Consider the following 20,455-nt stretch of genomic DNA (forward strand, 5'->3'; position numbering starts at 1 on the left):
ATAGAGAATTTTAATTACTTTTATTATATCATCCAAAAAAATAGCTTAAAATTTAAACAGATAACAGATGATATTAGGTATGCTCAGGATTTGAAATGGCTGGCAAAAAGAAAGAGAAAAAAGCTAAGGATAAGACTCCCTTTAAAGAGAAACTGAAGAATTTCATTTCCAAAAATAAGGTGGTACTGATTATCCTTTCTCTCATCGTCCTTCTAGGCGGTGGTGTCGGCCTTATTGTCACCGGATATCTTGAGTATAACCGAGCCACACGTGAAGCTTATGTGGTAGCGGGAATGAAGGCTATGGAGGACGGTAACTTCCATAAGGCTCAGTCTCTGCTGCTCAAAGCAACCTATCTTCAGGCACCAGAAGCCTATCCTTTCCTTGCATGGCTAAGTGCAAAGTCAGGTAATTTTACAAAAGCTCTTGATTACTGTCGAGAAACTGCAAAATACCCTGAAATTCACGGCTCCTACGAAGTAATGGGGTATCTCTCATTATTAGGTTATGGTAATGCCCAGGGCGCCGGCTCTGCTCTGTTTTTCTTTGATGAGGCCATGAAATCTTATTCAGAGGAATATCTTAAGACTCATAATCCTCTGCTTGCAATGTACGAGAAATCTATTGGTCTTTGCATGAACAAACAGGATTATATCCGCATGGTTGATGAAGCTCAGAAGAAAGGTTCAACTATTGCTCTGCTTTACAGAGGAGATCTGGATTTTTTAGGCGAGGAGAATGATCTATCTCCTAAGAGTGCTGCTAAATCCTGGGAAGATGCAAAGAATAATGGTGTACTTGAAGCTCAGACCAGACTTGCCTCGCTGTTGTGGTATGGATACGGAAAGCGCCGCGATTATCGTACTGCCATGAGATATTTTGAGGATGCCGCCAAAAAGCATGAACCAGCAGCCAACTATTCCTTAGGACTGATTCGTCTTAGACAGGGTAAAAAGACCTCCTATGCGGAAGGTATGCGCTATATGAAGAATGCTGCCAAAATGAATTATGGACCTGCTCTTACAGCGGTTGGTGTGAACGCAATTATCAAAACCAAGGATTTCTCCAAGATTGCCTCTGCTGCTGCGGATATTTTTAAACAGGCCTATGACTGTGGTGATACCACCGGAGGAATTCTCTACGCTCTGATGATGATGAATGGCATGGGGGTTGCCACTGACCAGACAGAGGCCTTATCAATTCTTTATGATCTGAAAACCCGTGGCGTTGAGTCTGTTGGTGCCATGCTGAAATATTTTACCTATAACACTGATGTTGATACTAAACGAGTTTTTAATCAGGCTATATCTCTGATTTCTGATCAGTATATGGGTAAATACACTTTTGCTGAGGGCGCTCCTGAAGCAAAGATGTATCATGAGCAGAAAGAAAGTGGTTCTCTGAATTACTATATCTCTCAGAAGGATGACAGAGACAGATATACTGATGAGTTTATCGCAGATCTTGGTAATAATTATGTAGATAAGCTTGATGATCCTGCGGAAATTGAGATTAATGGAGAAAAGCTTCTGTACCCTGAGATATCTCAGATTCTTGATATGTATAATCCAACTACAGGTGCAAAGGCCTTTATGCCACAGGCGGTTATGGAAATCTCCGCCTCCATGCCAAAGCTTCCTCCAAGCTATGACAAATATGATATAGACTTTGACACCATTATGAACAATTTCGACGAATTCTATTAATTCTTCTTTCAGACTGCTTGTTTTGAAGTAGGCAGTCTGCTCGTAATTTTTCTTAAAAAGCATATAAAAGCCGACCTCATCTTTTATTTAATTTTTTTCTAAATTTTTCCGTAATATCAACTAAAAATCGATTTACGTGATTGCGATTTTTAAGCCTTGTTTTACGAATTTTGTGATCTGCGTTAAAGTAAACTAACCCTTGAAAATACCAATATAAAATGGAAAAGTGTGATCTGTAATTAAATTTAAAACGAATTATTAAAAGATTTTCGTAAACGTTTGCGATTTTTATTGCAAACAAAATTAAAATCATTTATAAATATACACACATAAGGAACAATAATAGTTCCATAAGAACAAAATCCACTAAAGAGGAACATAGAAAATGCTACCAAATATCCCTAATGTAAATCTTGGCGTTATCGCTGTATCAAGAGACTGTTTTATCCGTTCACTGTCAGAGCGTCGTCGCGCTGCTGTAGTTAAGGCATGCCAGGATAAGGGTATAAAGATTAACGAAATCAAAGTTACCGTTGAAAATGAGAATGATGCAGTTAAGGCTGTAGAAGAGGCTAAGAAGGCTGGCTGCAATGCTTTAGTAGTATTCTTAGGCAACTTTGGTCCAGAGACTCCTGAAACTCTGATTAAAAAGTTCTTTGATGGTCCTTGTATGTTTGTTGCAGCAGCAGAGGAAACCGGCAATGATCTTATCGATGGTCGTGGTGACGCATACTGCGGTATGTTAAACTGCTCTTATAACTTAGGTTTACGTAAGCTGAAGGGCTTCATTCCTGAGTATCCAGTTGGCACCGCTTCAGATATCGCTAACATGGTTGCAGACTTCCTGCCTGTTGCTCGCACCTTAATCGGTCTTGCAAATCTAAAGATTATTACCTTCGGACCACGTCCTCAGGACTTCTTTGCATGTAATGCTCCAATCAAGGGCTTATATGATATCGGTGTAGAGATTGAAGAAAACTCAGAACTTGATCTTTTAGTAGCTTACAGAAAGCACGCTGGTGATCCTCGTATCAAGGATGTTGTTGCTGACATGTCAAAGGAATTAGGTACCAACGGTAACACCTATCCAGATATGTTAGAGAGAATGGCTCAGTTCGAGCTTACTCTGGTTGACTGGGCAGAGCAGCACAAGGGTTCACGTCAGTACGTAGTATTTGCTGACAAGTGCTGGCCTGCATTCCCAGAGGAGTTTGGCTTTGAGCCTTGCTATGTAAACTCACGTCTCGCTTCACGCGGTATGCCTGTTGCATGTGAGGTGGATATCTTCGGTGCATTATCAGAGTACATCGGTGCCTGTGTAACTGAAGACGCTGTAACCTTACTTGATATTAACAACTCAGTTCCTCAGGATTTATTTGACCAGGATATCAAGCCTAAGTTCTCACAGTACAAGTTAACTGATACCTTCATGGGCTTCCACTGCGGTAACACTCCTTTCTGCAAGCTGACCACAACAGACAGCTGCAATATGAAGCTAGGAAAGATCAACTACCAGATCATTCAGCACCGTCTATTAGAGCCTGAAGGATCAACCCCAGATTTCACTCGTGGTACCTTAGAGGGTGATCTAACTGCAGGTCCTATTACCTTCTTCAGATTACAGACCACTCCAGACACCAAGCTTCAGGCTTATGTAGCTGAAGGTGAGGTTCTACCTGTAGGTACCCGCTCATTCGGTGGTATTGGTATCTTCGCAATCCCTGAGATGGGCCGCTTCTATCGTCATGTTCTGATTGAGAAGCGTTATCCACACCACGGTGCAGTTGCATTCAGCCATGTTGGCAAAGCTCTGTTCAATATCTTCAATATGCTTGGTATTGAGACTGTAAATTATAACCAGCCAGCAGGTGTACTATACCCAACTGAAAATCCATTTGCTTAATAATCTTTGTTTAAATTTGTGCCAGGGCTTGTCCCTGGCTTTTTTGTTTTGAGAGACTTTTTTCTTGATTATTAGTCAGAATATTTTTTTCAATTTTTATCTCTTAATAAATAATATCCTGTAATTCAAGCTGTTTTCCTGGTTTTAACCCCAAATCGATAGTATTTTAAATAGTGCAAAATTCCTATTTTTAGGTATTAAAATAGTGCATTGTTGATTTTGATATGTAGATTTTGGTGCAAACTGATTTTTCAAATTTATCTAAAAAAAGTTTTCTTGTATCGTAATTTCATATAGAAAAAACTAGTGAGGTAAATTATGAAAAGATCATTGAAGATAGGTACAGCGTTACCACTGTATTTATTATCACAAAGTGTTTTAGCTGAAGATACATTAAGTCAGGCTGACAATGGATTTATCCTGATGTCTGCCATGCTGGTTCTTCTGATGTCAATTCCTGGAATAGGCCTTTTTTATTCAGGATTAACCAGAGCTAAAAATGTTCTGTCTACCATTGAGCAGACTCTTGCTGTTTTCTGTGTTGCCATTCTGCTTTGGTTTGTAGTTGGCTATACCATCGCCTTTGGCGGAACCGAAGGTGCATTAGGAAGCTTTTTCGGCGATATGTCTAAGGCTCTTTTAGCGGGTATTGATTACAATTCATTATCTGGCTCAATTTCAGAGCTTACCTTTGTAATTTTCCAGGCTGCCTTCTGTGCTATTTCATCCTGCCTGGTTATCGGTGCCACTGTAGAACGTGTTAAGTTCTCTGCTGTACTGATTGCACTGTCAATCTGGATTGTGCTCTCATATGCTCCTTTAGCTCATCAGGTCTGGGGTGGCGGTTTCATCGACTCATACTTCATGTCTTATGACTTTGCTGGCGGTACTGTTGTTCATATCAATGCTGCTGTATGCGGTATTACCGGTGCATTTATGCTGGGCAAGAGAAATGATTTAGGCAAGGTTGTTATGACTCCTCACAACTTAGGCTTCACCTATATCGGTGCCTGTCTGCTGTGGATTGGCTGGTTAGGCTTTAACGCCGGTTCAGAGTTATGTGCTGACGGTATCAGTGCATTAGCCTTCATCAACACTGTTCTCTGTCCTGCAGCTGCAGCCTTAACCTGGATGTTCGCAGAGTGGATCATCTTCAAGAAGCCATCAACTTTAGGTACAGCTTCTGGTGTGATTGCAGGTCTTGTTGGTATTACTCCTGCCTGTGCTTTCGTAAGTCCAGCCGGTGCAATTGTAATAGGTATTGCCTGTGGTGTTATCTGCCTGTGGGGGGTTCATGGCTTTAAGAGACTGTTAAAGATTGATGACTCTCTTGATGTATTCGGTATTCATGGTTTAGGTGCAATCTGTGGCGGTATTCTGACCGGCGTGTTCTGTTCTCCTGAGCTTGGCGGTACCGGCTTCAAAGGTGAATGGACCTCCATCCTTGGTCAGACCTACGGTCAGATTGGTTCAATCCTGGTTTCAATTGTCTGGTCCTTTGTAGCTTCAGTTATCGCATTCTATATTGCCAAGAAGCTGGTTGGTCTGAGAGTATCCTCAGATGAAGAGTCTGAAGGTCTTGATTTGGCCTCTCATGGTGAGCGTGGATACAATCTTTAATAGGGGATTTTTAAAATGAAAAGAATAGTTGCAATCATAAAGCCATTCAAACTCGATGATGTTCGCGAGAATCTTGCAAAGATTGGTATTTCAGGTATCACTGTTTCAGAGGCTAAAGGCTTCGGTCGACAGAAAGGTCACACCGAGCTGTACCGTGGTGCTGAGTATGTGGTTGACTTCCTGCCAAAATGTAAGCTGGAGATTGTTACAACAGACGAACAGCTTGATGAATGTGTAGACACAATCATTAAATCAGCTTATACCGGTAAAATTGGCGATGGTAAGATTTTCATCTCAGATGTATGCCGTGTAATTAGAATCCGTACCGGTGAGGAGAATGACGAGGCCATCTGATAAATAAAAAGTTTGGGTATATTGAAAATGGAGTCTTAGTTATTGAGGCTCCATCTTTTTTTGTATATATGTCTTTTAACTTTATCAAGCAAGAATTCCCCTGCCTCTATAGGCTGCGGGATGAATTGCTTCACAATAGTGGCTGTAATAAAATTGAATTATAGTAAAATATAATCAGTCGATATATTGTGTATAGGTTATTATTCAATGGAATTTGATAGTAATGCTCATTCAGTCTTTCTGCTGAATTATCATTTGATTCTGGTTGTAAAATACAGAAGAAAAGTATTTGACGACACAATATCAGAAAGAGCAAAAGAAATTTTTTCCAGAATTGCACCTAATTACAATATCAGTCTACAGGAGTGGGGGCATGATGAGGATCATGTTCATATTTTGTTCAGAGCACACCCCAAAACAGCAATCAGTAAATTTATAAACGCATATAAGAGTGCCAGCAGTAGACTACTGAAAAAAGAGTATCCTTCAATCAGAGAGAAATTATGGAAAGAGCAGTTCTGGAGTCAGAGTTTCTGTCTTCTGACAACCGGAGGCGCACCACTTGAAATAGTGAAGGAATACATTCAGACTCAGGGACAAAAATAAAGTTATTATTCGTATGCAGTACACAGCTTATTTTTTCAGAATCTATCCAACTGACAAGCAGAAAGAGCTTTTTGTAAAGACTTTCGGCTGTGCACGCTCTATATACAATAAAATGCTTGCAGACAAGATTGAGCATTACAAGCAAACCAAGAAAATGCTCAAGAACACACCTGCGCAATATAAGAAGAAATTCCCATACTTCAAAGAAGTAGACAGTCTTGCTTTGGCAAATGCTCAATTCCATCTTGAGGGAGCCTTCAGCAATTTTTTTCAGAATCCAAAGTTTGGATTTCCAAATTTCAAATCAAAGAAAAATTCAAGACGTTCCTATACGACCAATATTGTAAATAATAATATTGAGCTTAAGAACGGAAAGCTTAAACTTCCAAAAGCAGGCTTAGTAAGAGTAAAACAGCATCGAGAGGTTCCTGAAGGATACATTCTTAAAGCTGTAACCGTAAGTCAGAAAGGAAGTGGTAAATTCTACGCCAGTATTCTGTTTGAATATGAAGAGGAAATAACAAATAAAGAGCCAAAAAGCTTTCTAGGTATGGATTACTCCATGCATGATTTGTATGTAGATAGTGAAGGTAATAAAGGAGAATACGAACGCTTCTATAGAAAGTCAGAGCAAAAGCTGAAAAGAGAACAGAGAAAGCTTTCTCTGATGAAGAAAGGCTCCAGAAACAGAGCCAAACAAAGAATTAAAGTAGCAAAAGTCCACGAAAAAATAGCTAACTGCAGAAAAGATTTCATGCAGAAAAAATCACGACAGATAGCCAATGTCTATGATTGTGTGTGTATTGAAAATCTTGATATGAAAGGTATGTCGCAAAGTCTGAATTTTGGAAAATCAGTTCATGATAATGCTTTTGGCAAGTTCATTGAAATGCTTTCCTATAAACTTCAGAGACAGGGCAAATATCTGGTAGAGGTAGATAAATTTTATCCAAGCTCTCAGCTTTGCTCTGTCTGCGGATATCAGAATAAGGAAACCAAGGATTTATCCTTACGAGAATGGATTTGTCCTCATTGTGGAACCAGACATGACAGAGATATCAATGCAGCAGTAAATCTTCTAAAAGAAGGCAAAAGACTTTTGCTAAATCAAATAAAAAAGAACCGAGGGGCACTCGGGGATAGCCTGTTGTGAGGTAAAAGCTCACTGCTTTGGTCGTTAGATCAATCGAACAGGAAGCTCCTACCTCTATAGGTAGGGGAGTATGTCACACTTTTACTCTAATTCATGGTTCAGGCTTTCTTATCGTCCAGTTCATAGTTTAAAAGCAGCAGTCTTGGTGCCTTTCTGTATCTTAGTATGTAGTAGGTTCTTGAGCTAAAGAAAATGGCAGAAAATGTCAGGGCACAGATAAAGCCAATCCAGATTCCGGCAGCTTCAAGCTTCTCAAAGAATATTCCCCAGGCAAGCACATATCCTAATGGAAGACCTATAACCCAGAAGGATAATACTGTATTGATAAGAATAGTCTTAGAATCCTTTAGTCCCTGGAGAATTCCTCCCAATACACACTGAATTGAATCTGGCAGCATATATATGCAGTTTAAGATCATAAGGAAGGATGTAATCTTAAGCACCAGAGGATCATGAGAATATAATGCGGCAATGTGATCTTTGAGCAGCAGAATTGCTGTCAGATAGAAGATAAGACATAAAAAATTCAATCCCATTACTACCTTGCATACTACAATGGCTTTATCCCAGCTTCTGACACCCATTGCCGAGGCTGTTCTGATTGTTGCAGTCAGTCCAAGACATAGCGGGATCATGTAGATCAGACTTGAAACATTAAGGGTAATTGAATGGGATGCAACTATTGTCGGACCAAATGGACTTAAGATTACGGCTGCAAGAGAGAATCCTGCAATTTCAACCGTTCTTGAAATTCCGAGAGGCATGGCCAGTTTTAAAAACTGTCTGATGATTTCCTTATCAATAATTCTGACATTTTCTTTAACCCGGTATTTGTCGATGGATTTTGACCTTCTGATATAAATTACAAGACAGATACAGGTAAGGATATTGATAAGTCCGCTGGTCAGTCCGCAGCCTGCACCGCCAAGAGCCGGCATTCCGAATTTTCCAAAAATAAATATATAGTTAAGAGGAATATCCAGAATCAACTGCAAAAGTCCTAGAAACAGGGCAGGTCTGGTGATGGAGAGTCCTTCTGCATATGCAATAAAACCATTGTAAACAGCTGTAGCTGGTAGGGCCAAGGCAACAAAGTACAGATATTTTGTGGCAACGTTAATCATCATCGGATCTGAGGGCACAAATCTGAAAACCAGATGTATCAGACTCAACAGTAATGCTGTTATAAAACCGAAAAATGTTATCACCAGCATTGCATTAAATAGACTCTGCTGCATAAAGCGGTAGTTTTTGGTTGCCAGAAGGTGTGAAATGGTCGGAGCTACACCGTAGGCAATACCTGCAAGAAACATATAGGCCGGCCAGTAAAAAGAGCAGGCGATGGCAACTCCTGATAAATCAATAGTTCCAGCCAGTCCGGACATGATAGTGTCAACCGTACTCATGGCGGTTGAGGAGAGCTGTGCAATCAGAAACGGAAGAAACAGCCTCAGCTGTGTTTTTATCTCTTTTTTGTATATCGGTGAAAACATAGTGTTAAAAAAGAAAAACACGTCCAAAAATCTGAACGTGTTTTTAATTTAAATCAGATAGTAAAAACTTAATCCCAACCGTTGGCATTGTCCTGAGGGCGATTCTTCTCTGAATCCATCTTCATGGTGTTCCAGACGTTGCTTACGATCTTAGAGGTTTTCTGTGATGTTTCCTGCATGAAGTACATGGTCTTAAGCTTCTCTTCTGAAAGCATAATGCTTGGATTTGCCTTGAGCTCATCTGAAAGGTTCTGCATAGCCTCATCAACAGGCATGATATATCCGATCTCATCTGAAAGAGCAGATGCGTTCTTAGGATCTAAAAGCCAGTTGAACCAGGTCATAGCATTGTCAACATTCTTGGCTCCACGAGGTACTGTCCAGCTGTCAAACCACATGATTGAACCCTCTTTTGGTACAACATAGTCAACATCGTACTTGTGTTTGCCGTGCTGAGCTAGATGGTGAGCCTGAATAAAGTCACCTGAATAACCGATGGCTACGCAGATCTCACCTGAAGCAATATCGGTAACGTAACGGTTAGACTGGAAATAAGAGGTATTACTTGCAAGAGAGGTCAGAATCTTTCTTGCCTCCTCATAATCCTCAGCTTTCTCTGAACGTGGTGGCTTGTTCAGATAATGTTGAACTGCGGAGATAACCTCAATAGGAGAATCGATAATTGCAATTCCGCATTTCTTTAGCTTTGCTGAATTCTCAGGCTTGAACAGATCATCCCAGGATTCGAACTTGAAGTCTTTGCCCATTACCTCGGCAACCTTCTGCTTGTTATAGCCGATACCAATTGAAATCTCAATGTAAGGGTATGCGTAATCATTATTAGGATCGATAGTTGCAAGTTTTTCCAGACGGGCTTTGTTCTGCTTTACCCAGTTAGGAATCTTTGAGTGATCGATTTTCATCAGAGCACCGGCCTTTGCCATACGTGGAACGTTGTAACTTACCACAATAGCAGCATCAAATCCGGTATTACCTGCTAAAAGACGAGTTTCCTGAAGCTCGTTTGAATCGTACTCGACATAGCTGGTTTTAAGACCAGTGTCTTTTTCAAAGTTTGCTACAGTATTTTCGCCAATGTTATAACTCCAGTTCCAGATGTTTACCTTGTCGCTTTTTTCAGCAATTGCACTGTTTGAAGCACAAATCAGAGCGGCAGTTAAAAGGCAAATTGATCCAACCTTCATAGTCATCCCCATGTAGTAGATAATTAAACGATAAAAATATGGTGCATTGTATAACAAAATGCAGGTATTGAAAAATATTCAGAATGCCGATAGTTATATTTTAGGCAAAAATCCAGCAAAAAATGCTGATTATGGTTCCATATTGGATTTTTTTTACAAATTGAGCTGAGTATAACATGATAATATGTAAGAAATTTTTGGGCTCTCAACATAAGGAATAATCATGGAAAACTTTGAATTTGTTGTACCAACAAAATACATTTTCGGTCAGGGTACCTGTTCAAAATGCGGAGATACCATTAAAAGCTACGGCTATAAGAAGGTTCTTGTGGTATACGGCAGTGAGCATGCCAAAAAATCAGGTTTACTCAATTCTATTGAAGAACAGCTAAAGACAAATTCAATTGGTTATTCTCTTTTAGGTGGTGTTCTTCCAAATCCAAGAGCTGATCTTGTATATAAAGGTATAGAACTTGGCAGAGAACAGCAGATTGACTTTATCCTGGCTGTAGGTGGCGGTAGTGTAATTGATACCGCTAAGGCTATTGCACTGGGAATACCTGATGAGGGGGATTTTTTTGATTTCTTCACCAAGAAAAGAAAACCAAAGGTTGCCCTTAAAATCGGTTGTGTGCTGACTATTCCTGCTGCCGGCTCTGAGAGTTCCTTATCTACTGTGATTGAAAAAGAAATTGACGGCAAGGTGGTAAAAAACGGCTGTGGCTCTCCTTTAAACCGTCCTCTGTTTGCTATCTTAGATCCTGAACTCACTTTTTCCGTAAGCAGATATCAGACAGCCTGCGGTATTACTGACATGATTGCTCATATTCTCGAGCGTTACTTCACCAACACCAGAGGTGTTACCGTTACAGATTATATGTGTGAAGGTCTTTTGAAGGCTATTATTGAAAACGCTCCTGTTGCCATTGATGATCCTACAAATTACGATGCTCGAGCAAACATTATGTGGGCAGGTTCTCTTGCTCACAACAATATCTGCGGAGTGGACAGAGTACAGGACTGGGCAAGTCATCATATAGAGCATCAGCTTTCAGCCTTATACGATGTTGCTCATGGTGCAGGTCTTGCGGTGATTTTCCCCGCATGGATGGATTATGTTTATAAGCATGATGTCATGAGATTTGCGCAGTTTGCCGTACGAGTATTCGGTGTCTCAATGGACTTTGATGATCCTGCATCAACCGCCCGTGAAGGAATCAGAGCCTTCAGACAATTCCTTCATTCAATTGGTATGCCTCTGTCATTTGAGGAAATTGGCGCAAAAGAGGAGGATATTCCTCATCTTCTGAATATGCTGGGAGTTGATGATGTAAATAAGACAGAAGGGCAGTTTGTTCTTTTATACAGAAAAGACTGTGAGGCAATCTATTACAGAGCAGCTCACTACAAATATTCTGACTGATACATTTTTTTAATTACTATAAACAACAATAAACAAACATAGAAAATGTCTGCTACTAAAAAATATACAGCACAGCATTTAAGACTGCTGAGACTTTTATCAACCCAGTATCCAAACCGCTGTGCAGTCTACTCAAAACTTATTAATCTAACCTCAGAACTCAGCCTTCCTAAGGGTACTGAACATTTTATCTCTGATATTCATGGGGAATATGATGCTTTCTGGCATATCATAAACAATGCCTCTGGGGTGATTAAGGATAAGGTTAAGATTGTACTTGAGAACTGTTCTCTTCAGGAAAAGGATGAACTGTGTACACTTATTTATTATCCAAGAACGGTAATGAAAAAGCTGAAACAGGAAAACCGTTTTACTGAGGACTACATCAAGAGGACAATCGTTAACCTGATTTCAATGTGTAACTTTTTTTCCTCAAAATACAGTCGAGAAAAGGTTCGTTCCATTATAAAGACCAAATTTTCCTACATTATCGATGAGATGATGCACTCAAAGTCTGATGAGGACCACATCAGAAAACTTTACCATGATAAGATTCTTCAGACTATTGTCGAAACAGGAAGTTCAGAGCTCTTTATTAAAGATGTTTGTGATCTTATAAAGACCCTCGCTGTTGCCAAGCTCCATGTTCTGGGGGATATTTTTGACAGAGGTCCAAGCCCTGATAAATGCATGGATGTTCTGGCCTCATACCATCATCTTGATCTGCAGTGGGGCAATCACGATGTGCTGTGGATGGGCGCAGCTTGCGGCAGTGGCATGTGTATTGTCAATGTCCTTTTAAACAATCTTCGTTACAACAACTACAAGATGCTTGAAAACGGATATGGCATTTCTCTTAGAAAGCTAGTGCTCTTCAGCAGCAGTACCTATAAGGATGAACCTGATTTTCCTGCTCTTCAAAAGGCCCTGTCTGTTATGGGAATGAAGTTGATTGGAGCAATCATTGACAGACATCCGGAATACAATCTGTCTGATCTGAAGCTTTTTGATCATCTTGATTTAAAAAGAGGAACTTTAAAGTTAGCTGATGGAAAAACCTATCATCTTAATTTCACTGATATGCCTACTGTAGATGAGAAAGATCCGTACAGATTATCTTCAGGTGAACAGGAAATAATGGATGATCTGATTTCTTCCTTTACCAGTTCAGTAAGATTAAGAGAACATATCCAGTTCCTGTTTACAAAGGGGGATATGTATAAATGCTACAACGGTAATCTCCTTTATCACGGATGTGTTCCTTTAGATGAGAACGGTCAGTTTTTAAAGATAAAATGTAATGATCAGTATCTTAGTGGCAGGGATTATCTGAACTTTTGTCAGACCAAGATTCGTGAAGGTTATCTGAATAGAGACAACGATCATCTGGACTTTTTCTGGTATATGTGGACTGCTCCGTTATCTCCATTATCCGGAAGACGAATGAAGATCTTTGAGAAGCTTCTGATAAAGGAAGATTCTATACTCGGGGAACCTCGAAACCCTTACTATGAGTATTACCACAAGGTTCAGACCTGCGAGATGATTTTAAAGGAATTCGGGCTTAATCCTAAAAAAGGCCATATTATCAACGGTCATACTCCGATTATGGCAAAAAAGGGAGAATCTCCTGTTCGTGCAAGAGGCAAGCTTCTGGTTATCGACGGTGGATTCTGCAGAGCCTATCAGGATAAAACTGGAATTGCAGGTTATACCCTTATATACAATTCTCACTGTCTTCATTTAAAAGCACATACACCTTTTACCAACAAGCAGGATGCTATTGATTCGCTTCGTGATATTGAAGATATAGAAGAGCTGTCGGTTGAAGAATATCAGCCAAGAAAACTTGTTGCAGATACGGACTGGGGCGCTGAGCTTAAGGAAAGAGTCCGTGAACTAAAGGATCTGCTTGAACTCTATGAGAATGGAGTAATCGCCGAAAAACTTACTAAATGATCTCATTTTAGGCACAGTTCAGTCTGTGCCTGTGTTTCTAACGATATGAATTATCTTAAAAAGCAGCCGAATTTATGTCGGTTGTGCTTTCGCACTTAATAAACCACATTATAAATTTCCCTCTATTTCCCATTTAATAAGTTTATAGTGAGTTAATAAACTCAGTTTAAAAATTAAAAAAAATAAAATTCGTTGTAATCCTTATAATTAAGCCTTTCTAACCTGATTTGAGAGGTTTTTCACATAAAATCATTTCTATCTGAATATTTGAAATTTGAAATCATGAATATATAATGCACTCTGCTTGAATAGAGATAGGGATTTGAAAAAACAGATCCCGTTTAATATATTTAGGAGTAATCATGAAAGAGCAATGGCGTGGTTTCAAAGGAACCCACTGGATCTCTGATGTAAACGTAAGAGATTTTATTCAGAACAACTACACACCATATGATGGTGATTCATCATTCTTAGCTGGTCCTACCGATGCTACCAACAAGCTATGGGGCGACCTACAGAAGTTACAGCATCAGGAACGTGCTCAGGGCGGTGTTCTTGATATGGAAACTGAGATTGTTTCAGGTATTACCGCTTATGGTCCTGGCTATATCTCAGAGAACAGCAAGGATTTAGAGAAAGTTGTAGGTTTACAGACCGATAAGCCATTAAAGCGTGCTTTCATGCCTTACGGTGGTATCAAGATGGCTCAGGAAGCATGTACCACTAACGGTTATACTCCAAATCCAAAATTCGATCAGATTTTCAACGAGTACCACAAGACTCACAACCAGGCTGTGTATGATGCATATACTCCAGAGATGCGTCTAGCTCGTAAGAACAAGATTCTAACCGGTCTTCCAGATACTTATGGTCGTGGCCGTATCGTTGGTGATTACCGCCGTGTAGCTCTATACGGTATCGACTTCCTTGTTGAGCAGAAGCAGGCTGACTTAAAGAACTGCGGCTGTGGCATCATGGTTGACGACGTAATCCGTCAGCGTGAAGAGTTAGCTGACCAGATCAAGGCTTTAAAGGCTATGAAGGTAATGGCTCAGAGCTACGGCTTTGACATTTCACAGCCAGCTGCAAATGCTCGTGAAGCTGTTCAGTGGTTATACTTCGGTTACCTGGCTGCTATCAAGACTCAGAATGGTGCAGCTATGTCAATCGGTCGTATCTCAACCTTCTTAGATATCTACATCAACCGTGATATTCAGGAAGGCAAGCTGACCGAGACCGAGGCTCAGGAGCTGATTGACCACTTAGTAATGAAGCTACGTATGGTTAAGTTTGCTCGTATTCCTTCATACCAGCAGCTGTTCTCAGGTGACCCAGTATGGGCAACTCTTGAGGTTGCAGGTTTTGGTATGGACGGCCGTCACATGGTTACCAAGTCAGACTACCGTTTCCTACACACTCTAGAGAACATGGGCCCATCACCAGAGCCTAACCTGACTGTTCTATACACCAGCAAGCTACCAGAGAACTTCCGCAAGTATGCTGCTAAGATCTCTGTAGATACTTCATCAATCCAGTACGAGAATGATGACGTAATGCGTGTTGAGTGGGGCGATGATTACTCAATCTGCTGCTGCGTATCTGCAACTCAGACTGGTAAGGAAATGCAGTTCTTCGGTGCTCGTGCAAACCTAGCTAAGGCTCTTCTATACGCAATGAACGGCGGTATCGACGTTAAGACCCGTATGCAGGTTGGTCCTAAGCTGCCTAAGATCACTTCAGAGTTCCTAAACTACGACGAAGTTATGGCAAACTACGACATCGTTCTAGAGTGGTTAGCAAGCCTATACGTAAATGTTCTGAACCTGATTCAGTACATGCACGACAAGTACTACTACGAAGCAGCCGAGATGGCTTTAATCGATACCGATGTACGTCGTACCTTCGCAACCGGTATTGCTGGTTTCTCACACGTTGTTGATTCTCTTTCTGCTATCAAGTACGCTAAGGTTAAGCCAGTACGTGATGCTGACGGTATTTCAATTGACTTCGAGATCGAGGGTGACTTCCCACGTTACGGTAACGATGATGATCGTGCTGACGAGATCGCAGTATGGTTATTAAAGAACTTCCTAACCAAGTTAAAGAAGCACCACACCTACCGTGATTCAGAGCCTACAACCTCTATCCTGACCATTACTTCTAACGTTGTTTATGGTAAGGCTACCGGTGCTCTACCTGATGGACGTAAAGCTGGCGAGCCTTTAGCTCCTGGTGCAAACCCATCATACGGTGCAGAGAAGTCAGGTCTTCTAGCATCTCTGAACTCAGTTGCTAAGCTACCTTACGAGTACGCATTAGACGGTATTTCAAACACTCAGACTATTGCTCCTGATGCTTTAGGTCACAATGAGGAAGAGCGTGTAAATAACCTGGTTAACGTTTTAGATGGCTACTTCTCTAAGGGTGCACATCACCTAAATGTTAACGTATTCGGTACTGAGAAGCTTCTTGATGCTATGGAGCACCCAGAGAAGCCTGAGTATGCAAACTTCACCATCCGTGTTTCAGGCTACGCTGTTAAGTTCATCGACTTAACCCGCGAGCAGCAGATGGACGTTATTTCAAGAACCTGCCACAAGGCAATGTAATTCTTGATTAACTGAAGTTAAAAGGGGCGCCTTAGGGCGCCCTCTGTATTCCTAAATACTGTTTTTCTACTCTTGGAGTTCTATTCATGGTTCAAGGTTATATCCATTCTTTTGAAACATTCGGTTCTGTCGATGGCCCCGGAGTAAGATTTGTCGTTTTCATGCAGGGCTGTCCGTTAAGATGCCTGTACTGTCACAATCCTGATACCTGGAAAATGAAGGTTGGCGACTGCATGGACGTCGATAGTGTTGTTGCAAAAGCGTTACGTTACAGAAGTTACTGGGGCAAAGATGGAGGCGTAACCGTAAGTGGCGGTGAAGCTTTATCCCAGATTGCTTTTGTTACTGAATTATTTAAGAAATTAAAGGCTGAAGGTATTCATACCTGTCTTGATACTTCTGCAGGTCCTTACAGAAATTCACCTGAATATATAGAAATATTCGATGAGCTGATGAAGTACACTGATCTTGTTCTGCTTGATCTTAAACACAGTAATACTATTGAACATAAAAAGCTTACCGGAATTGGCAATGAAAATATTTTTGCCTGTGCCAAGCATTTAAATGAGCTGAATAAGGAAGTCTGGATCAGACATGTTCTTCTGCCTGGTATTACCGATAGTGAAGAGCAGCTTAAGAACCTAAGAAAGATTATTGATCATCTTCCAAATGTGAAGAAAGTTGAGGTTCTTCCATACCATTCTCTAGGTGTTCATAAGTATGAGAGTCTGGGAATTGATTATAAGCTCAAGGATGTTGAGCCTCCTTCATATGAATCAATTCAGATTGCCTGCAAGATCCTCAAAGCAGAAAAGCGAGATTAAAGTCTGGCACCGTATGCTGTTTGTATACGGTGCGACCTTTTTAAATTGTATCTTCTAACAGCCATTTCAAGGCATTAATCTTTCGAATTCCATCATAATCAGCTTCAGAATTAATCTCATCAAGTGTTAAGAGATATTTAGGGTAATTATCATTTATACTTTTCAATGGCTGAAGCTCTCTTTTGAGAACAGATTCGTCCATTGTTGATTCTGAAACCTGAAAGTAGCATAATCCTTCAGAATTTTTGGCAATAAAGTCTATTTCACCGTTTTTTAGAGCTCCTACATAAACTTCATAACCACGACGTATCAGTTCAAGGTATATTACATTCTCAAGAATATGTCCTGTATCCTGACATTTTCTGCCAACAATTAAATATCTTAATGCCGCATCTGCTACATAATATTTGGAGTTTAATTTTAGAAGTTCCTTCCCCTTAACATCAAATCGATCTGCCTGATAAATCAGCAAACTGTCTAAGAGTCCTGTTAAATAACGCTCTACCGTTTTGTTATCTATTTTTCGTCCAGAACTAGTCATAGAGTTGGATATCTTATTTATAGACATTAGGCTTCCTACATTAGCAAACACGTACTTAATTAGGCTCTGAAGCATCTTAACATCTGAAATTCTCAGTCTTCCAACAACATCTTTCAGAATTACAGAGTTGTAGATTCCTTCAAGATATTCTTTTATATCCGGTTGTTTCCCTGATATCTGCAATGTGTAGGGAAAGGAACTATCTGTCAGATATTTTTCGTATATTTCAGAAAGAGAATGATTTTGAGATAAATTGCTGGATTCAAAGAATTCCTTAAATGACAGGGGCAGCATTTTTAATTCAACATATCTCCCTGACAGAACAGTAGCAAGCTCGCCAGACATAAAATAAGCATTAGAGCCTGTAATATACACATCTGCATTATCTTTAATAAAAAGACTGTCTACAGCTTTCTCAAAGTAAGGAACATGTTGAATTTCATCGAGGAAAATATAATTCATTCCAGAAGGCTGCATATGTTCTATTACATATTTATATAGAGTTCGATAATCCTGAAGCTCTTCAAAATCAAGATCTTCAAAATTGATGGATATAATATTTTCACTATTTACTCCTTCTTTAAGGAGTTCTTCTTTAAATAAGTGAAAAAGAGTGGATTTGCCGCAGCGTCTGATTCCTGATACAACTTTTATAATTTGTTTATCTTTATGTCGTTTCAGAAAATCAAGATAATTACTTCTTGGTATTAGACGCATAAGTGTACCTTTTTTTTGTATTTAATTCTAAATTTATTTTAATTATAGTATAAATTTGGAGTCTATTCCAAAGTTTTGCAGAATGTATAGTAGGTGTAGAGTCTAATCTTAATTTTAGATTAATTAATATTATGTTTGAGATTGTATTCTAAACAAAAAATTAAATGAGGATAAAACTCATTATCCAGGAATCTAATAAAAGAAAAATGGAAAGGCCTAATATCAAAACTAGGCCTTGAGAAATTAAGTTAGGTAGCAGGGCAGATCAGCATCAGAATACTGTGATTCTTTACTTTTATCTTGTCTCCTGCTCTGAATCGACGACTCATATAGAAGTTTGATACTTCCTTTCCGGTCTGAAGAGCTGTATTCAGGTACTGATACCAGTTTCTATGCAGATGTCCTGGAACAGAAGGAAGTTCAATTGTTAAATCCTCCCAGAAGGCATTTACATATACATAGGCATAAACATCAGCAGTCTTGTGACGGAACAGAAATCCAACAGAATGGGACATATCAGACCAGTCAGGCTGGAAAGGCTTGGTTCCATGCCACTGAATCTTTGCATTCTTCAGTGCATTATCAAGCTTGTTGTTATAGTTGTCGTTTCCATGAGGTGATAGCTGGCCCTGACGTCTTAATTCAATAAGCCTCTGGGTATAACTGAGCATATTCTTCTGATCTTCGTTATATTCCCACTTAAGATAGCTCAGTTCATTATCCTGACAGTAGGCATTGTTGTTACCTTTCTGTGAACGAAGGACTTCATCGCCCATACAAATCATAGGTGTGCCGTAGGAAAGCATGGTTATAGCCATGAAGTTTTTTGCCTGACGCAGTCTGAGTTTTTTCAGTGACTTGTCATCAGACGGTCCTTCAATTCCATAATTGGCAGAGTAATTTGCATTATTGCCATCGTTGTTGTTTTCTCCGTTGGCAAAATTGTGCTTCTCTGAATAGCAGACCAGATCGTAGAGGGTAAAGCCGTCATGACAGGTTACAAAATTGATGGATTTCTGAGGATCAACCTCATGCTCATTGTAAATGTCAGGTGAGCCCAGAAGACGAAGGATAAAGTTCTTAACCTTACCGCAGTCGCCTCTCATGAAGGAACGTACATCATCTCTGAACTGACCGTTCCACTCTCTCCATTTACTGCCGGAGATTGCTCCTAACTGATAAAGTCCGCCAGCATCCCAAGGCTCGGCGATAAGTTTTGCCTCTGCAAGTTGATAGTCGGCATCAATAGTCAGCAGGGTAGTGTTGTCATTCATTGGTGCGCCGTTTTTATCACGGGTAAGAATGGATGCAAGATCAAATCTGAAACCGTCTACGTGCATCTTCTGATGCCAGAACTCCAGTGACTCAATAATCATTCGTCTTACAATCGGACGATTGGCGTTAAGAGAATTTCCGCAGCCAGAATAGTTCTGGTGATATCCGTCCTTGACTATATAGTAGCCGTTCTTGTCCAGTCCTTTAAAACTGTAGGTCGGTCCGTTATCATCGCCCTCGGAGGTATGATTGTAGACAACGTCAAGAATAACCTCTATGCCGTTTTTGTGCAGTGCCTTAACCATGTCACGGAACTCATTTAAAGGTCCCATGATGGATTTATCAGAGCTGAAACAGTCATGTGGGGCAAAGAATCCCATAGGGGAGTAGCCCCAGTAGTTCTTCATTCCTGGTCTGGCATCGTTTTCATCAAACTGATATATAGGCATCAGCTCAACAGTGGTGATTCCCAGCTCTACCAGATAAGGAATCTTTTCAATCAGACCTCTGTAGGTTCCTTTTATGTTGTCGGCTAGTCCTGATGATTTATCTGCAGTGAAACCTTTTACATGCATCTCATAGATGATGGTGTTTTCAAGAGAATGGTTCGGATATGCATCAATACCCCAGTCATAATCATCAATATCTACAACTGCACATTTAAGTGAGTTTCTGAAGATTCTCTTTTCATCACCTATGGCGAAACGATCATAGTGATCAGGAAACAGAATTCTTTTAGCATAAGGATCAATTAAAACTTTACCGATGGCTACTGAGTCAGAATTATCGACAGCCTTTGTAACTCTGAACGCATAGATCTGTCCTGGACCTATTCCATGAACAAAAACATGCCAGTAATAGGTTGATTTGAATACTCTGCTTGAAAGGTGAACTATATAAGGTGAATCATCATTAACATTGTCAAATAAAAGCAGATCTACTTCTTGTGCATAAGGACTCCAGAACGCAAAATTAACTCCATTCTTCTCTATGGTGGCACCTAGATTATGGCAGTTACCTCTGGAAATAATGAATTGTTTGTTTATCACGGTTATTGCCCAATTTTA

The 20,455-nt window shown here is 40.0% G+C and carries 14 protein-coding genes; 10 read left to right on the plus strand and 4 right to left on the minus strand.

Annotated elements, in window-relative coordinates; all coding sequences use genetic code 11:
* Positions 1-95: 95 nt before the first annotated feature.
* The 6 genes from BM308_RS01270 (at position 96) to BM308_RS01300 (ending at position 7,342) form a co-directional block, all read left to right on the plus strand.
* Entirely contained in the window at positions 96-1,706 is a 1,611-nt protein-coding gene (locus BM308_RS01270) for a tetratricopeptide repeat protein (RefSeq protein WP_074942492.1), read from the plus strand.
* Positions 1,707-2,091: 385 nt separating this feature from the next.
* Positions 2,092-3,609: an L-fucose/L-arabinose isomerase family protein gene (locus tag BM308_RS01280; protein ID WP_074942494.1), complete on the plus strand. Its 1,518-nt coding sequence runs from the start codon at positions 2,092-2,094 to the stop codon at positions 3,607-3,609.
* 318 nt (positions 3,610-3,927) lie between these two features.
* Positions 3,928-5,229: an ammonium transporter gene (locus tag BM308_RS01285; protein ID WP_074942495.1), complete on the plus strand. Its 1,302-nt coding sequence runs from the start codon at positions 3,928-3,930 to the stop codon at positions 5,227-5,229.
* Positions 5,230-5,244: 15 nt separating this feature from the next.
* Positions 5,245-5,583, plus strand: coding sequence for a P-II family nitrogen regulator (locus BM308_RS01290; RefSeq protein WP_074838677.1), 339 nt, complete (start codon positions 5,245-5,247; stop codon positions 5,581-5,583).
* A 207-nt stretch (positions 5,584-5,790) separates the two neighbouring features.
* A complete protein-coding gene (tnpA, locus tag BM308_RS01295) occupies positions 5,791-6,189 on the plus strand; it encodes an IS200/IS605 family transposase (RefSeq protein ID WP_074942496.1) in 399 nt (132 codons plus the stop codon).
* 13 nt (positions 6,190-6,202) lie between these two features.
* Entirely contained in the window at positions 6,203-7,342 is a 1,140-nt protein-coding gene (locus BM308_RS01300) for an RNA-guided endonuclease TnpB family protein (protein ID WP_074942497.1), read from the plus strand.
* A 98-nt stretch (positions 7,343-7,440) separates the two neighbouring features.
* On the opposite strand, the gene BM308_RS01305 is transcribed toward BM308_RS01300, so the two are convergent.
* Complete coding sequence (locus BM308_RS01305; protein ID WP_074942498.1) at positions 7,441-8,835, minus strand: MATE family efflux transporter; 1,395 nt, start codon at positions 8,833-8,835, stop codon at positions 7,441-7,443.
* Positions 8,836-8,903: 68 nt separating this feature from the next.
* A complete protein-coding gene (locus tag BM308_RS01310; RefSeq protein ID WP_074942499.1) occupies positions 8,904-10,040 on the minus strand; it encodes an extracellular solute-binding protein in 1,137 nt (378 codons plus the stop codon).
* Positions 10,041-10,263: 223 nt separating this feature from the next.
* Here BM308_RS01310 and BM308_RS01315 point away from each other — a divergent pair, with 223 nt between their 5' ends.
* The 4 genes from BM308_RS01315 to pflA all read left to right on the plus strand — a co-directional run bounded on the left by BM308_RS01315 (position 10,264) and on the right by pflA (position 16,855).
* A complete protein-coding gene (locus tag BM308_RS01315; protein WP_074942500.1) occupies positions 10,264-11,463 on the plus strand; it encodes an iron-containing alcohol dehydrogenase in 1,200 nt (399 codons plus the stop codon).
* 45 nt (positions 11,464-11,508) lie between these two features.
* Positions 11,509-13,422, plus strand: a complete 1,914-nt coding sequence (locus tag BM308_RS01320) for a fructose-1,6-bisphosphatase (protein ID WP_074942501.1) — start codon at positions 11,509-11,511, stop codon at positions 13,420-13,422.
* 362 nt (positions 13,423-13,784) lie between these two features.
* A complete protein-coding gene (pflB, locus tag BM308_RS01325) occupies positions 13,785-16,031 on the plus strand; it encodes a formate C-acetyltransferase (RefSeq protein WP_074942502.1) in 2,247 nt (748 codons plus the stop codon).
* An 86-nt stretch (positions 16,032-16,117) separates the two neighbouring features.
* Positions 16,118-16,855: a pyruvate formate-lyase-activating protein gene (gene pflA, locus BM308_RS01330; protein WP_074942503.1), complete on the plus strand. Its 738-nt coding sequence runs from the start codon at positions 16,118-16,120 to the stop codon at positions 16,853-16,855.
* A 40-nt stretch (positions 16,856-16,895) separates the two neighbouring features.
* Here pflA and BM308_RS01335 read toward each other — a convergent pair whose 3' ends face one another.
* On the minus strand, positions 16,896-18,113 hold the full coding sequence (locus tag BM308_RS01335) for an ATP-binding protein (RefSeq protein ID WP_074942504.1): 1,218 nt from the start codon (positions 18,111-18,113) through the stop codon (positions 16,896-16,898).
* Positions 18,114-18,361: 248 nt separating this feature from the next.
* On the minus strand, positions 18,362-20,437 hold the full coding sequence (gene glgX / locus BM308_RS01340) for a glycogen debranching protein GlgX (protein WP_083425387.1): 2,076 nt from the start codon (positions 20,435-20,437) through the stop codon (positions 18,362-18,364).
* Positions 20,438-20,455 lie beyond the last annotated feature (18 nt).

This window comes from Succinivibrio dextrinosolvens (genome assembly GCF_900116345.1).
Lineage (GTDB): Bacteria > Pseudomonadota > Gammaproteobacteria > Enterobacterales > Succinivibrionaceae > Succinivibrio > Succinivibrio dextrinosolvens_B.

What these genes read in the sequence shown, in the direction of transcription:
- BM308_RS01280 (WP_074942494.1), top strand. Translation starts at nt 2,092, where the DNA reads ATGCTACCAAATATCCCTAATGTAAATCTTGGCGTTATCGCTGTATCA.
- pflA (WP_074942503.1), top strand. Translation starts at nt 16,118, where the DNA reads ATGGTTCAAGGTTATATCCATTCTTTTGAAACATTCGGTTCTGTCGAT.
- BM308_RS01300 (WP_074942497.1), top strand. Translation starts at nt 6,203, where the DNA reads ATGCAGTACACAGCTTATTTTTTCAGAATCTATCCAACTGACAAGCAG.
- BM308_RS01305 (WP_074942498.1), bottom strand. Translation starts at nt 8,835, where the DNA reads ATGTTTTCACCGATATACAAAAAAGAGATAAAAACACAGCTGAGGCTG.
- BM308_RS01315 (WP_074942500.1), top strand. Translation starts at nt 10,264, where the DNA reads ATGGAAAACTTTGAATTTGTTGTACCAACAAAATACATTTTCGGTCAG.
- tnpA (WP_074942496.1), top strand. Translation starts at nt 5,791, where the DNA reads ATGGAATTTGATAGTAATGCTCATTCAGTCTTTCTGCTGAATTATCAT.
- BM308_RS01270 (WP_074942492.1), top strand. Translation starts at nt 96, where the DNA reads ATGGCTGGCAAAAAGAAAGAGAAAAAAGCTAAGGATAAGACTCCCTTT.
- BM308_RS01310 (WP_074942499.1), bottom strand. Translation starts at nt 10,040, where the DNA reads ATGAAGGTTGGATCAATTTGCCTTTTAACTGCCGCTCTGATTTGTGCT.
- BM308_RS01290 (WP_074838677.1), top strand. Translation starts at nt 5,245, where the DNA reads ATGAAAAGAATAGTTGCAATCATAAAGCCATTCAAACTCGATGATGTT.
- BM308_RS01285 (WP_074942495.1), top strand. Translation starts at nt 3,928, where the DNA reads ATGAAAAGATCATTGAAGATAGGTACAGCGTTACCACTGTATTTATTA.
- BM308_RS01335 (WP_074942504.1), bottom strand. Translation starts at nt 18,113, where the DNA reads ATGCGTCTAATACCAAGAAGTAATTATCTTGATTTTCTGAAACGACAT.
- BM308_RS01320 (WP_074942501.1), top strand. Translation starts at nt 11,509, where the DNA reads ATGTCTGCTACTAAAAAATATACAGCACAGCATTTAAGACTGCTGAGA.
- pflB (WP_074942502.1), top strand. Translation starts at nt 13,785, where the DNA reads ATGAAAGAGCAATGGCGTGGTTTCAAAGGAACCCACTGGATCTCTGAT.